This is a genomic window from Myroides sp. LJL116 (assembly GCF_054871685.1).
Map to the genome: position 1 here is coordinate 22,645 of NZ_JBTXLR010000014.1, position 16,794 is coordinate 39,438.

A 16,794-nucleotide genomic window follows, 5' to 3' on the forward strand; every position below is an offset into this window, starting at 1 on the left:
ATACTTTTTTGTCTTTTAAAAATAGAAAAAACTACCATTTTAATTTATTTAGAATGGTAGTTTTTCGCTTTTCATGTAGTCTGAATAATATCCAAATAATTCATTAAATGTTGTTTATTTAAAAGCTTTATTTATATATAATTAAGGTTGTTTTGATTTTGTATTAAAAAATACGCTAAATTTATAGGGAGTTAATTATAATTTATGGAAATTAAGTGTAATTAATTCTATGGTGGTGTTTTATTGTTTGTTAATTTTAAATAAATTTTATTAAAATAAAAACACGTGTATATCCACTATTTCTTAAGTATAAATCAATTCAGATCTATTTATAATGAAAAAAATCTACTCCTTTCTAACCTTAGTTTTATTGTTTAGTACCACTATGTTGTACTCTCAAAATCGGCCTGTTACTATCTTACCTCAAGATGGTAGAGTTTATGTAAAACCAGATGCTTCCGGTAATGGTAGTTCCTGGGATAAAGCAGCGAACTTGGCAGATGCCTTAAAGTTTTTGGAGGGTAAAACCTCTGAGTACGAAATTTGGGTAGCCAAAGGTACCCATAAACCTTATTTTGATGTTCGTGGCTTTGGTAGTAATGGAGGTCAATATGCAAGTTTTACCGTTACTGGGAATATGCATATTTATGGTGGATTTAATGGAGATGAAACGGAGTTAGATCAAAGAGACTCCTATAATAATGTTACTATATTAAGTGGAGATTTTAATGATACTACTACTGTAACTGGTACTGAAAAAAACATGAAAATACAGGGAAATACCAATAATGCCCTACGCGTTTTAAACCTTTTTGTTCAGGATGAAATTCTAATAGATGGTGTTACTATTTTTGGTGGTAATGCTGGTTTAACTTCTAGCAATACTGTACAAGGAGTGCAGATGAAGTATGATAGTGGTGGTGCAGCTTTTCTAGGGAACTATAAAGGGGCTACTGAAGGATCGATTATCTTTAATAATGTTATTTTTCATGCTAATGAATCCTCAAGTAGTGGTGGTGTACTATCCACTAGAACAGGTGGTGGTTCGTCTTTAACTCCGACTAATAAGGTATATCTTATAAGTAGTTTATTATACCAAAATTATTCTCGAAAAGATGGAGGAGCATTAGAAATCACTCCTCAAAGACAGTTATTTCTTAGTAATATTACCATTGCGGATAACTTAGCAGAGAGTAGAGCAGGAGCATTTTTTTTTAATGAAAATGGTGAAAATGCCAGCTATACATCTGAAATGGTTAGTATGGTGATTTTTAATAATTATGCTAAGAAAAGTAATCCATCCTATTTTTATTCGGGTAAAGGTAATACCTATGGTCAATCTGTCATCGAAACTAATGATTGGTTGGAATTCGCTCCTATAATGGGGAACCCAAAAACAGGTATTTTTACCTTGGAACCAACATTTTATAAAGAAAATCAATGGGATTATCCCTATTATTCCATTGTACCTGGAACTTCATCTCCTACTGTTTTAGGAAATCTTTTGAATTATAATGGCCTTGTAAATACCCTAGGACTTGATGGGAAAGACTTGGGAGGCAATTTGCGCTATGATCAACACAGAAATATTATGGGAGCTTATCAATATTTTTGTGGATTTGTTATGCCTCCTATTGTAGAGACGACCTCCTTGGTTTATGGACTTGGAGAAAAAGCTGCTCCTCTAGAAGCATCTCCAAGTGATAATTTAAGTCAGGTTCACTGGTTTGAGCAAGGAGAGGATGGTGAGGTAGATTATTCTAAAAAAATTGATCCTAAAAACTTACCTATTATCCCAAGTACTAAGAATGTCGGAGTAACTAAGTATTTTGTAATTAATTCGGTAGTAGATGGCTGTGATAGTGATCCGGTAGAGATAACAGTAACGGTAAAGGCAAAATTAATTAAAATCACTGCAAATAATTTATCCAAATATTATGGTGAAGTGGATCCTGAATTGACCTATACAGAGTTTGGACTAGATCAGGTTGGCCAACAAAGTGAAAATTCTTCCTCAAAAGATACAAAAATAGAAGGTTTTGAAATTGTAGGTTCTTTAGAAAGAGAGCCTGGAGAAAATGTACAAGAATATATCATTAGCCAAGGAAATATTGCTCTTGATCCACCAACGGATGATTATGAATTTTTATTTGTTCCAGGAAAATTGACAATCGCCCCTGGGCAGGTTAAAATTGTACCTAAAGACTATTCCAAAGTTGTTAACCAGCAAGACCCTTCAAGTTTTGATTATACTATAACTAAAGTAAAAGGAGTTGTAGAGCCGGATGCGGTAACTGGAAAATTGACCAGAGAACCTGGAGAAGAAGTAGGTAAATATTCATATAATACTGAAAATTTACAAAGCTCCGTAGGTAGTAACCAGGTGGATAATTACACCTTCACTTTAGATACATCCAAAAAATTTGAAATCTTACCTATACAGGTGGTTGTAACCCCTGAGACAAATTTATCTAAAATATATGGGCAAAGCGATCCAACATTTACCTATACTGTAAATCAGGCTGGAGCTTCTTTGAATTTACCTGCAGATTTACTTCAAAGGCAATCTGGAGAACATGTTGGTACTTATGACTTTAAAATTAAAGATGGCTTTAGTATAGCAAACGTTGATTTTATTATCGATACAACCTCTAAGTTCTCTATCACTCCAACGCCTTTAACGATTAAAGCCGATAACGCTACTGTATCTTATGGGCAAAACGATCCCGAGCTAACTTATACTATTACACAGGGTGAGCTGTTTTTTGGAGATACTCTTCAAGGTAAACTTACAAGAGAAACTGGAAAAAACATAGGAAATTACAGTATTTCTAAAGGAGGATTAACTATAGTAAATACTGGAGTGAATGTAGAAAGCAATTATACAGTAAACTTTGAAAACGGCATCCTAACTATTGATCCAGCAAAGCTTTCAATTATTGCTGATTCTAAGACTAAAGTCTTTAATACACCAGATCCTGTTTTAACTTATAAAGTTGTTGGTACTTTATACAATCAAGATCGCCTTGAGGGAGAATTATCCAGAGTCCCAGGTGATAATGTTGGAACCTACAACATTGAAATAGGTACCCTAGCTGCTCCTCCTTTAAATTACGACTTAGAATTTACGGGAGCTATTTTGGAGATTTTTCCCGCTAGCTTTAACAATTTGGAGCTTAATGATCAAAATTTCACTTATGATGGTCAACCTCATACTTTGGTGGTAGAGGGAGATTTGCCACTAGGGACAACAGTAAGCTATAGCTATGAAGTAATTGATATTACAGTGCCTAATTTGGAGGCACCATCAGAGGCAGGAACTTATATAGTTAAGGCCACTGTCAGTAATCCAAATTATACTTCTTTGGAATTGTCAGCTCAAATGATAATTACTAAAGCAGAAATAACTGGTATTGAGTTAAAAGGAGAAAGTTTCCCATATGATGGGACACCTAAATCTTTATCTGTTACTGGGAAAACGGATCAAGACGTTGTAAGTTACAGTGGGCAAGACTATACAGAAGTGGGTAACTATGAGATCGTAGCTACTGTAAGTAGAGATAATGATAAAAATTTTAAACCTCTTGTTTTAAAAGCCGACTTAGAAATTACACCTATAGATATAGTGGGACTGAGCTTAAATGACGAATCTATTACTTATGGAGATCCTATAACTATGGAGATAAAAGGAGTTCAACCAGGTGATACAAAAAACCTTATTTATACCCAAAAAGGACAAGAGGTGACTCCTATAAATCCAGGAGTATATGACGCTACGGGAACAGTAGAAAGAAAAAATTACAACACATGGAGCGATACTGCTACTTTAACAATCACACCAAAAAATATCGATGGCGCGGTTTTCTTAGTAAGTAGAGACGTTACTTACGATGGACAAGCCCATGGTTTAGAGTTTACGGGTGATCTTCCAGATAATCCACAATCAAGCATTACTTATACCAATGTATTAGATGCGAGTTCTACTACTAGTCAAATGCCAGTAAATGCAGGTATTTATAAGGTAGAAGGAATATTAGAAGGAGATAATGTTCAACCAGTTACCAAGAATGCTACTTTACAGATCAAAAAAGCAGATATAGGAGGTTTATCCATTTCAGGACGTTCAGAAGTATATGAAGGGACTCCATTGTGTTTAACTCTAAAGGGTAATGAATCTACAGATCAAATAACAAGCGTATATACAAGTAGTAATGGATATAACTCGGAAGACTGTCCTGTAGATGTGGGGGTCTATACTTTGACTTCTACCGTTTATAGAAATGAAAATTATAATGAAGCAACTGTAAAAGGGGTATTAGAGATTTTACCTGCTCCAATTACAGGGGTGTATTTTAATGACCAGAGTTTTGTCTATGATGGAGAAATGCAAAGTATTGCCTTTACAGGAAATGTACCTTCAGGTGCTACTCCAAGCTTTTCTTATAGTGATAGCAATAATAATTCAATGAGTAATGCACCTATTTATGTTGGGGTATATAATGTAGAGGCAACTTTGAGTAATGGATCGAATTATGCTCCATTAGTAAGCAATGCTACTTTAACAATTACCAAAGCTCCATTAACTGTTAAGGCTAATGATAAGACAACTATTTATGGACAAGATAAACCAGTGTTAGATTACACTATAACTGAAGGTAAACTTGGACAAGCAGATCAGTTAATTGGTAACCTAGAGAGTAACTCTAATTTAAATGCAGGGGATTATCCAATTACCCAAGGAACTTTACATATTTATAATAAAGGAGTTTTAGTAGAGAGTAATTATGATTTCAATTTCATAGGAGCAAACTATACTATAGGAAAAGCAAGTGTACAAATTAACGCTACTCCAAGTAGTAAAGTTTATGGGACAAAAGACCCTGTGCTTACTTACACTCAAATAGGAGAGGTGTATTATCACGATAATATTCAAGGAGAGTTACAAAGAGTGTCTGGGGAAAACATAGGAGATTATGAAATTACTCAAGGTACTTTGAGTCTACCTGAGCAAAATTATACTCTAACTTTCACAGGATCCACTTTTTCTATTTTGCCTGCTAACATTATAGGAATAACCTTAGAAGAGGATAGTTTTATTTATGATGGAAGTGCCAAAGGTTTAAAAATTAAAGGAACATTGCCTTCTGAAAATAGTAAGGTGGTATACCAGTACAGACAAAATGAGAAGTTAGTAAATTCGCCTACAGATGCAGGTGTGTATGAGGCAAGCGCTATAATAAGTGATCCTAACTATATTACTTTAACCTTAAAGGCGGATATGACCATTACCCCAGCTGAAATTACAGGTATAGAGCTTAAAGACCAAACCTTCCAATATGATGGAAGTGTGAAGTCCTTAAAGGTAAGTGGTAATGTACTAGCGGAAGATAATATTACTTATCAAAATAATAGTTTAACCGATGTTGGACAAGTAGATGTAGTGGCTTTAGTAAAGCGCAATGAAAATTATAAAGACAAAACACTTTCTGCAGTTTTAAAAGTTGAACAAGCGCCTATTACAGGTTTGAGTTTTAATGATCAAGAGATTACCTATACTGGAGAAAATATTAAAATTTTTGTAAAAGGAACTACTGCGGAAGATAGTGTAGTATACGTATATAAAAAGGATGGAAAACCGGTAACAGAAAGTATTTTGCCGGGGATATATACCGTAGAGGCAAGCGTTACTAGAAATGCTAATTACTCAACTTGGGAAAAAACAGCTACTCTTATTATTAAGAATGCATCGAGTGATGATAAAGTACACTTAGATAGTAAAGAAGAAACCTATAATGGTAATCCTCACATTTTAGAAGTAAGTGGTGAAATTCCTCCAGGGGCAGATATTACTTATATTTATAAAGATAGTAAGGGTAATGAAGTACATGGAGGCGCTATAGCTGCAGGTGTTTATAAGGTTAGCGCTAAAGTTGTTGCCCAAGGTTATAATGATATTAATCTAGATGCAACACTAACTATATTAAAAGCAGCAATTGAAGGGGTAGATATTGTAGATTCTGAAGAGAATTATGAGGGAGTTCCTTTGTGTTTGGAAGTAATAGGTTACTTACCAACAGATACTCTAACTTTAGTTTATACCGATCAAAATGGTGTTAGCTCTTCAGAATGTCCTATTAATGTAGGTGTATATACTTTAGAGGCTACAGTATATAGAAATGAGAACTACTTAACACAAACAGTTAAGGGGACTCTTACTATTTTACCAGCTCCAATAGAAGGTGTTGCATTAAATAATAGCTCAAGAGTATATAACTCTAGTGAGCAAACTATTTTATTTACAGGAAGTATTCCACAGAATAGTCGAGTAAATTACCAATATTTTGATTCTAATAATCAACAAATGGATCACAATCCAATTGAAGTTGGGACCTACAAAGTACAGGGAGTTTTAGATAATGGGGCTAACTATCAGGTTTTAAACAAGGAAGCTACCTTGACTATTACAAAGGCTCCACTTAAAATCATTGCAGATAATCTAAGTGTACAGTATGGATTAAAAGATCCAACTTTAACTTATTCTGTAGAAGGTGTTGTAGGAAGTAATGATCAAATACAGGGTAGGTTAGCTAGAGAGGTAGGAACAAATGTTGCCAATTATGCAATTTTACAAGGAACTTTAACGATAAAAAGAAATAATATCGAAGTGATAGATAATTATGACTTTTCCTTTGAACCAGGTGTTTTAAATATATTTAAAGCTCCACTGAAAATAACTGCAGACCCACAAACTAAAATGTATGGACAAGCAGATCCTATACTTAGTTATACTTTAAGTAGTGATTTGTATTACCAGGATACTATAGAAGGAGAGTTAACAAGAGAAGAAGGGGAAGACGTTGGGGAGTATGCTATTTCTGCGGGTACTTTATCTAGTAGCGCCGCCTCAAATTATGACTATAAGTTTATGCCAAGTGTACTTACAATTACCCTTGGAACAACTATTCCAGGAGTTAGTCTTACATCCCAGTCCTTTGTTTATGATGGAGAAGGTAAAAAACTTGAAATTACAGGAGCTCTTCCTAGTGATCAAAGTGGGGTGGAGTATACTTATAGCTTAGGTGATGTAGTTGTACAAGAGGCTATTAACGCAGGAGATTATAAGGTAGTGGCTACAGTTACTGATCCAAACTATGAAGCTTTAGAATTAGAAAGTAGCCTAATTATTAATCAGGCAGAAATACCTAATGTGGAACTTCCTAGTCAAACATTCCCGTATGATGGTACGTCAAAAAGCCTTACCGTTATAAATACTTTGCCAACAGATAAAGTTGACTTTGATGATTATAATTCTCGTGAAGAGTTGGGAAGTCAAACAACAAATGCAACAGTATATCGTAGTAATAATTACCAGATTAAGGAATTATCGGGGGTTATAACTATAGTAAAAGGTAATATAGAAGGAATTACTTTTGAAGATCAAACGGCTACTTATACAGGAGAAGTTATTACCATAAAGGTACAAGGAAATGAACCTGATGATGATGTTGAATATGTTTATTACCAAGCTAATGCTGACGGTACACCAGGAAATAGAGTCAATGATGCAATTTTGGATGGCAAATATTATGTGAGTGCAACCGTTACTAGAGGAGAAAATTACAATCCTTGGCAAGGGAATGCAATTCTTACTATTGTAACTAAAGATGTATCAGGAGATTTAATTTTAAATCCAATGACATTTACTTATGATGGACAACCACATAGTTTAGAGGTTACAGGCGATGTTCCTAATGGTGCTTTTGATACTTATACTTATACCGATAGTAATGGGATTGTGCTTGTTGATAGGCCTATTGATGTTGGGGATTATGCAGTTGAAGCATTAGTTTATGGTCAAGGTATTGCTACCTTAACTTTAAATAGCACCTTGACTATCAAGCCTGCTCCTATTCAAGGAGTAGAAGTAATAGATAGTGAAGAATTCTATGAAGGAAAGCCAATTTGTTTAGAGGTGGAAGGCTTAGAACAGGGTGATAAAATTGAAAAACTTTATACAGGTCCAAATGGATATAGTTCAAAAGAATGTCCTACAGATGTTGGAGTATATACTTTGACCGTTACTGTTGATAGAGGAACAAATTACCAGGAAGGAGTGTTTCAAGGAACATTAAATATTACTCCAGCTCCTATTGATGACGTGACTTTAAGTGATGCTTCTTTTGTGTACAACAAACAAGGCCAGAGTATTTTGGTTGATGGGGATGTTTCTACAAATCAGGTTACTTATACTTATTTTGAAGCTAATGCTGATACCGATGATGATGATAATTCATTAGAAGAGGCTCCTGTTAATGTTGGAACCTATATAGTGAAGGCCTTAGTAGATAAAGGAAGTAATTACCAAAATTTAGAGTTGAAAGCTAATATGGTTATAGCGCCAGCTCCAGTTCATGTTTGGGCAACTCCTTCTAGTAAAGTTTATGGAACACAGGATCCTGCATCCTATAGTTATACTTCTGAAGGTTTAATGCAAGGAGATAGTTTTACAGGTGAATTAAGCCGTAAACCTGGAGGGAATGTTGGTAAATATACGATTCTGCAAAACACCTTAGCTGCTGGGGATAATTATAAATTGACTTACAGCGAGGCTAATTTCACTATTGAAAAGGCAGCTTTAATCATAAGCGCACTTGCTCAAGAGAAAGTCTATGGAGAGCCAGATCCTGTTTTATTATCTCCTGAGTTTTCAGGAAAGTTAGCTAGCGATGAAATCGAAGTGACTTTAGAAAGAGCACAAGGAGAGAATGTAGGTAGTTATGCTATTACTATTAAAGACACAGTAGGAGCAGATAATTATACAGTAACCTTTAAGGGAGCATATTTTAGTATTACACCAGCTGAATTAACTATCACTGCCAATGCAAAAAATAAAATATATGGACAGGTAGATCCAGAGTTAGATTATAGCGTTTCTGGTTTTGTTTCTGGAGATAACAGTGCAATATTACAGGGAAGTTTAACCAGAAAACCTGGTAAGGAAAAAGGAGTATATCCTATTAATCAAGGAGGTGTAGCATTAGTTGAAGGAAATAATAACTATGAAATCGATTATATAGGTAATGATTTAGTGATAGGTGCAGCTAAACTTATTGTTACACCTATGGCTTCCTCTAAAATTTATGGACAAGAGGATAAAGAGTTTTTATATAAAGTAGAAGGATTACAATACAATGAGCTAGCAAGCCAGGTATTTACAGGGGCTTTATCTAGAGAGCAAAATGAAAATGTAGGGGAGTATACTATACTTCAAGGAACTTTAAAGCCTAATAATAACTATGAAGTGTCAGAATTTAAGTCTGCTCTATTTACAATTTCGCCTGCTGTCTTAAAAATTAAGGCAGTGGATCAAAATATGACTTATGGACAAAATACTCCTGAGTTAACCTATAAGGCAAGCGGATGGCAGTATAATGATTCTGAGCAAAATGTACTTAATGGACAGTTAAATATAGAAGAGACTGTTAATCCATTACAATCTAATATTGTACAAGGAACTTTATTATCGAATAATAATTACACTATTGATTTTACTAGTGGTGTTTTAAGAATTAACAAGGCTGTGTTAAAGGTTATAGCTAATAATAAAAGTGTAGTCTATGGAGGTGCAGAAGCGTCTTTAGATTATACTGTGGAAGGATTAGTAAATGGGGACACTAATGCGGTTGTATCTGGTAAATTAGCCAGAGAGCAAGGAACAGATGCTCGTAGTTATTTGATCTTAAGAGGAAGTCTTGAAAGTACGCCGTATTATTCTATGTCGTTTACTCAAGGAAATTACACCATAACTCCGGCTCCTTTGACTATTAGTGCTAAGCCAGCAGAAAAAATATATGGACAAATTGATCCAGTGCTTTCCTTTACTGTTGAGGGCTTAGTATACCAGCAAGAGCCTAAAGATGCTTTACAAGGTGTTTTAACTAGAGAAGAAGGAGAAAATGTTGGCTCCTATGCCATTGAAAAAGGGCACTTAAACTCTAATGGAAACTATAATATTACTACTTTTAATTCTAATGTATTAACTATTACAAAAGCTGAATTAACAGTAAAAGCTGATAATGTAAGTAAAGAGTTTGGTCAGAATGATCCGGCATTTACCTACCAGGTAGATGGTTTACAATTCGATGATTCCGCTGAAGATGTATTAAAAGGCGAGCTTTCTCGTACACCAGGAGAAGCTCTAGGAGATCATACTATCACTCGAGGTACTTTAGAGGATGTAACAGGTAATTATAATATTGACTATACCCCTGGTATATTGAGTATTACTCAACGTGTTTTAACGGTTAAAGCCGATGATGTTACTTTAACTTATGGGACAGAGCCTGTTAATCTACCTTATAGCGTATCTGGTCTTTTACCTGGACAAGAAGCAAGTAGTGTATTAAGTGGTAGTTTATCTACACAAGATAAGCCAGAGGTAGGAACCTATGTAATTGAGCAAGGAAATCTTACACCTGATCCAAACTATATTATAGTCTTTGAACCAGGGGAGCTAACCGTGGAGTCAAAAGGCTTAGTAATTACTGCCGATAACCAGACTAAAGTATACGGACAATCCGATAAGGCTTTTACTTACCAAGTAGAAGGATTAGTTTACGGTCAGACTAAAGAAGAAATAGTAAGAGGAGTTCTTACAAGAGATCCTGGACAAGATGTTAAGGAGTATATTATTCATGGAGATGAGTTGGTAGTAAATAAAAACTATACTATCCAAAAGTACGTGGAGGGTAAATTAACGATTACTCCAGCGCCTTTAAAGGTATGGGCAGAGGATAAAACAAGCCCTTATGCTCAAAACAAACCACCTTTAACCTTTGGGTATAATAAAGAGGATTTAGTCAACCAGGATATTATTGGAGATGTTATTTCTGGAAGTTTAAAGAATGTTACACAAACAAATGTTGGCACCTATCCAATTGAGCAAGGAACTCTAGAAAGTAATAAGAACTATACGATGAGTTTCACAGATGGTAAATTCACCATTACACCACTAGAGTTAAAAGTAGAGGCTCAAAATACAGGTAAGATATTCGGGGAAAAAGATCCTGAATTGAATTATTTAGCCACAGGTTTTGCTAGTGGTGATTCAAAAGATAATGTATTAGTAGGAAAGCTAGCTAGAAAGTCAGGAGAAGACATAGGTGAGTATGCTATTTTGCAAGGCAGTTTAAAAAGTAATGCTAATTATAATATTGATTTTATAGAAGGAGTGTTTCATATCACAGAAAAACAAGTAACTGTTTTAGCAGATGCTCAAAGTAAAGTGTATGGACAAGGTGATCCGGAGCTAACTTATGTCATTACAGGATTACAGCCTGGAGACTCTGTAACTGGAAAATTAGAAAGAGAACAAGGGGAGAATGTAGGAACATACAAAATTGTACGAGGAACCTTAGAGGTGAAAAGTAACTATAAATTAAAATTTATTGAAGATGAGTTTAACATTACTCCAGCTGAGCTTGCTGTAGTGGCTGATTCGGTTACAAAGCTTTATGCAAATGCTGATCCTGTTTTAACCTACACAGTAGAAGGATTCCAAAATGGAGATACAAAAGCGATTTTAACGGGTAATTTAGTAAGAGAAGGCAATAGAGATGTTGGGGTGTACTTTATAGAACGAGGAACTTTAGATGCAGGGAAGAATTACAGTATTTCTTTTACCCATAGTACCTTTACTATCTTAAAAAGTCCTCTTTACCTACACGCTATTGCCCATGGTAAGGTATATGGACAAGTAGATCCTGTTTTAGATTATCAGTACCAAGGAGTAGCTTCATGGGATAAAGTAGATGAGGTACTTAAAGGGAAGTTAACTAGAGAAAAAGGAGAAGATGTAGGGGAATATTCTATTTTAGAAGGTAGTTTAGAAACCTCAGATAACTATGAGTTGAAGTTTGATCCTGCTACTTTTACTATTGAAAGTAAAGAGCTAATTATTTCTGCCATTGCTGCTCAAAAGGTGTATGGAGAGAACGACCCTGTATTAAAATACAATACCCAAGGATTGGTTTTCAACCAAACACAAAAGCAGGTATTAACTGGTGATATTAAAAGAGAAGAAGGAGAGAATGTTGGAAAATATTCTATTTTAGAAGGAGACTTATCTTCTAATAACAACTATTATATCACCTATAAGCCAGCAGACTTTACTATTACAAAAAGTAAGTTAACTGTTTCTGCAAATCCTCAGACGAAGATCTACGCAGATGCAGATCCAATATTGGATTATACAGTAGAAGGATTACAAAACCAGGAAGACCAAGAGACTGTCTTTACAGGTAGCCTAAGCCGTCAAAAAGGAGAAAATGTAGGGAAGTACTCTATTGAAAAAGGAGATTTAAAAGCCAATGGAAATTACTCTTTTGAATTTGTACCTTCGGTTTTAAATATTACTGCTGCTGCTCTAACTCTAGAGGTTGAGCCACAGTCTAAAGTGTATGGTTCTGCAGACCCGAGTATTCAGTATACTGTGACGGGATTAAAAGCAAACGATAAACAAATAGATGTTTTAAAAGGATCTTTGTATAGACAAGGGGGAGAGAATGTAGGAGACTACCCTATTTTAGAGGATAAGCTAGTAGTGGATAAGAATTACTACTTAGATTTCAAGGGTGCTGATTTAAGTATTACCCCTGCTGAGTTAGTAGTTTCTGCAGCGGCTAAGACTAAAGTGTATGGTTCAATAGACCCAGGGTTAACTTACCTTGTGAGCGGTTTGACAAATAAAGATAAACAAACCCAAGTTTTAAGTGGAGAGCTACAAAGAGAGCCTGGTCAACAGGTAAATGTTTATAGTATTTTACAAGGTAGTTTAAAAGCAACTCCTAACTATACACTTGTTTATAAAAAGAACAACTTTGAAATTACTCCTAAGAAGCTAATAGTTGAGGCCAATAATCAAAGTAAGGTATTCGACACTGAAGATCCTGTGTTGACTTTTGAAACCCATGGCTTTGAATATAGTGATTCCACTTTAAGTGTTCTTCATGGATCTTTGGAAAGAGATCCAGGAGATGGATTAGGTAAGTACGCTATACGTCAAGGTAGTTTAAAGGCTAATGCCAACTATATTATTGATTATATACCAGGTGTGTTTTATATTACTGAAAATGAAATTACCGTAACGGCTATTGCTGCTTATAAAGTTTATGGACAACAGGAGCCAGGATTGTCTTATGCGGTTTCAGGCTTAACTAGAAATGATGTGTTGATAGGTGAGTTAACTAGAGAACAGGCTAATAGCCCTGCAGGAGAAAATGTAGGTAGATATGCAATTACCAAAGGGACCTTAGCCTCTAGAGAAGGTAATAAAGTGACCTTCATAGAAGACTATTTAGATATTGTGCCTGCGGAATTAACCATTGTTGCAGATGCTCAAAACCAGGTATATGGACAAGCAGATAAGCAATTGTCTTTCCAAGTACAAGGGCTTGAAAATGGGGATACAGAAAGTGTAATTACAGGTAGTTTAGAAAGAGAATCAGGCCTTGAAGTTGGAACCTATTTAATTGAAAAAGGAAGTATTAATCCTGGGAACAATTACACCTTTGAGTACTCTTCGAATTATCTAACTATTACAAAAGCTGCTTTAACCATACAAGCAGATGCTCAAAGTAAAATGTATGGACAGGCAGATCCTGCCCTTACTTATAAAGCTAATGGATTAGTATATCAGGATACATTAGAGGGTAGTTTAACCCGTGTAAGAGGAAATGATGTTGGGGAGTATTCTGTTTTACAAGGATCATTGGTTGCTAATAATAACTATGACCTGACTTACCAAGGAGCTAAGTTGTTGATCAATCCTGCAAGTTTGAAAATTGTAGTGGATCATCAAACTAAAACTTATGGTCAAATTGACCCAGAGCTTACCTATCAGGTAGAAGGAATGCAATATGATCAAAGCCCAGATCAAATAGTTTGGGGTAGTCTTTTAAGAGACCAAGGAGAAGATGTTGGTAGTTATGCCATTGGCATTGGTTCTTTAGAGAGTAATTCCAATTACCAAGAGCCAGTTCTTGTGAGTAATACTTTAGAGATTGTTCCATTGCAATTGGATATACAGGCTCAGGCTCAGCAAAAAATCTATGGTGAAATAGATCCTGTATTGACTTATGAGGTAAGTGAAATGGCTTATGAGGATCAATTGACAGGTAGCTTAGAAAGATCTGCAGGAGAGAATGTTGGAAAGTATACTATCAACCAAGGAAGCTTAAGAGCTAGTGAAAATTATTCTATTAACTTTAGTAGTAATGAGCTGAGTATAACACCGAGTACCTTAAAGGTAAAAGCTAATAATCAGCTGAAGGTTTATTCGCAGAAAGATCCTGAGTTGTCTTATGAGGTACAAGGACTACAATTCCAAGATGCAGCTGATAAGGTATTGAATGGTAAGTTAGACAGACAAAAAGGAGAGAACGTTGGAAAATATGCTATTACCAAAGGAAGCTTAGTGTCTAATAGTAATTATACTGTTGATTTCTCTGGTGCTCAATTGCAAATTGTTGCTTCTAAATTGATAGTTTTAGCCGAAAATGGAGCTAAGATATATGGGCAAAAGGATCCTGTATTCACTTACAGTGTAAGTGGTATTCCAACTGGAGAATCTTCTAGTACTTTACTTAAAGGGTCTTTAGATCGTCAAAGTGGAGAAGATGTAGGAAGTTATCCAATTGAGCAAGGAACCTTAGAGGCTAATGCCAATTATGACCTTGAATTTATTGGTTCTACTTTCCAAATTAGAAAGGCAGACCAACAAATTATAGGTTTTGACTCTACTATAGTAGTGGACATCAATGAAACTAAAACCCTTCAATTAAAAGCTAGTGCGACAAGTGGCTTGGCAATTGAATACTCTTACCAGGATAAAAAACCAAGTGATGTAGCTAGTGGAACAATAGATGGATTAGTAACAGTTAGTCAGGTGGGAAGTATGAAGGTAACTGCAACCCAAAAAGGGAATCATAATTACAATGCTGTTTCTCTAACACAAGACCTAATAGTAGAGGGAGGAAACTTAGAGATAGATAAGTTAATTATCAATGGTGAGGTATATACAGATGTATCTCCTATTATGAGAATACCTTTATCTTGTTTACAAGACCAGGCCTTTATTGAAGTAGAGGTAGTAACGGATCCAAACACAAAGGTAACTCCAGGTAAAGACTTCAAAGTGGCCGTTGTAAATGGACAGCCTGTATCGGAGGATTTAGTAATAACACTATCGACAAGTAGCGGTCTTACTAAGGAATTTACTATAGAGTTTGAGGTTGCTCCAGATACCTCTAATGTATTAATGACCAAGTATGATAATCTGATCTTTATAAACAATAATCCACTAACCAATGGAGGATTCCAATTTAAAGATTTCCAGATATTCAAAAATCAGGAGTTAATTGCATCGGGTCAAGTATACAGCGCTGGTCAAACTATAAATGATGTGATTGATAGAAATGCTGAGTATTCTGCAATCTTAACTACTTTGGATGGAGAGGTAATCCATACCTGTGAGGTAAGTTTTGATGCTCAAGCTACTTATAATATTGAAGTAGCTCCTAACCCAGTTAGAATTGGAGAGGATGTATCTATACGTTTTGATTTCCCAAGTGAGCAGTTTAATGGTGCGTTTTATCAGTTATATACCATCAAGGGACAGCTTGTAGCTAGTGGAGATTTACAAAATACTTTATCTCAAGTAAACATCAATAATAACTTAACAGAAGGTCTGTATTTCTTAGTTCTGAGATACAATAACAAATTGAAGTCCTTTACATTAATGGTTAAAAAATAATAGAATGAAGACAACTATAAATAAATTAGAAAGAGGTATTAAACAAAGTTTACTTTGTTTAATACCTACTAAAAATAACTTCAAACAAACAGTGCTTTTTTTGTTCTTGTGCACGGGGTGCTTACTACAGGCTAAAGAAGTAAAAGATTCAGATGAATTACCTTTTTTGAAAAATTCACCGTTTGCAAATAATCCTCTTTTTCCTTTAGATTATAAAAACCTAGAGTTTTATGCAGGGGTTAATTTCACTTCATTAACCAAAGTACCTTCTGGGTATTCAGGTAAAGTAGAAGGGGGTTTTAATTTGGGAGTAAACTATAAGTATGCCTTGGATTACCACTGGGCAATAGTTGTAGGTTTAGAGTATAGTCAATTAAACTCTAAGGTAACTGCTAAGGATAGTAGGGGAGAATACGAGACATTCGATATAGAAGAAGAAGCTTTTATATTTAAGTACTCTAGTCAAAAAGTTACCCAAAAATGGAATATGGCTTATTTGTCTATTCCTGTTTTAGTACATTATGATATTTTAGATCAAGGTAAAGTATATGCTAGAACTGGATTTAAGTTTGGAATGCCACTTAAAAATAAAGTGAATTTAAAAGTAGAGGACTTGCAAACAAGGGCTTATTTCCCACAGTATGATGTGGAGTTTGACCAGCCGCTTTATTTAGGGTTTGGTGATTTAGGAGATTGGAGTCAAAGTAGTAAACAAAAAAGAGACTTTAGATTTTCCTATCTTCTTGAAGTAGGAACAAAGATAGAGATTGGCAATTTTGACTTTATACATGTGTCCTTATTTATGGATGTAGCACTATCCTCCCAAACTACTGGTAAAACAAATAATGTTCATTTGGTGGAGTACCAGGGGATAGTGGAAAATCCAATTGTACTCAACAGTATTTATCAAGCCAATGCCAAGAAATTTAAGGCACATAATTTTGGAGTGAAACTCTCCTATAGTTTCGGAGGGTAGTTTTACC

The 16,794-nt window shown here is 35.1% G+C and carries 2 protein-coding genes; both read left to right on the forward strand.

Features of this window, described 5'->3' with window-relative positions; all coding sequences use genetic code 11:
- Window positions 1-334 precede the first annotated feature (334 nt).
- Window positions 335-15,811: an MBG domain-containing protein gene (locus tag ACYSNM_RS10700; protein WP_461756900.1), complete on the forward strand. Its 15,477-nt coding sequence runs from the start codon at window positions 335-337 to the stop codon at window positions 15,809-15,811.
- A gap of 4 nt (window positions 15,812-15,815) precedes the next feature.
- Complete coding sequence (locus tag ACYSNM_RS10705) at window positions 15,816-16,787, forward strand: porin family protein (RefSeq protein WP_461756901.1); 972 nt, start codon at window positions 15,816-15,818, stop codon at window positions 16,785-16,787.
- Window positions 16,788-16,794: the final 7 nt, after the last annotated feature.

Bases quoted from the DNA above. Each gene is read 5' to 3' on its own strand.
- ACYSNM_RS10700 (WP_461756900.1), top strand. From the start codon at position 335: ATGAAAAAAATCTACTCCTTTCTAACCTTAGTTTTATTGTTTAGTACC.
- ACYSNM_RS10705 (WP_461756901.1), top strand. From the start codon at position 15,816: ATGAAGACAACTATAAATAAATTAGAAAGAGGTATTAAACAAAGTTTA.